At 76.4% G+C, this 254-nt stretch carries 1 protein-coding gene; it reads left to right on the top strand.

The window, feature by feature from the left end; translation table 11 throughout:
- On the top strand, window positions 1-254 hold a 254-nt coding region (locus EF903_RS33635; RefSeq protein WP_148142689.1), incomplete at both ends, for a transposase.

The raw sequence follows: 254 nt of genomic DNA, 5'->3' as shown, positions 1-254 counted from the left end.
GAGGAGCTGTGCTCCGCGGTGTTCGCCTCCCTGCGCCGCAAGGACCAGCGGGAGCGCGGCCGCCAGTACGTGCAGGGGCTGCTGACCGCCGAGGGCCGCAAGTCGATCCGCAACATCGCCCTCCAGCTCGACCGGGCGGGCGCGGCCGGCGGCGCCGGCGCCGCGGCCGCGGAGCAGAGCCTGCACCACTTCATCGCCGCCTCGACCTGGGACTGGCAGCCGATCCGCGCCGCGCTGGCCGAGTACCTGGGGCG

The organism is Streptomyces sp. WAC05292, from assembly GCF_003949955.1.
GTDB classification, from domain to species: domain Bacteria; phylum Actinomycetota; class Actinomycetes; order Streptomycetales; family Streptomycetaceae; genus Streptomyces; species Streptomyces globosus.
The sequence above is the reverse complement of the archived record's forward strand: the minus strand, read 5'-3'. Positions and strand labels throughout refer to the sequence as shown.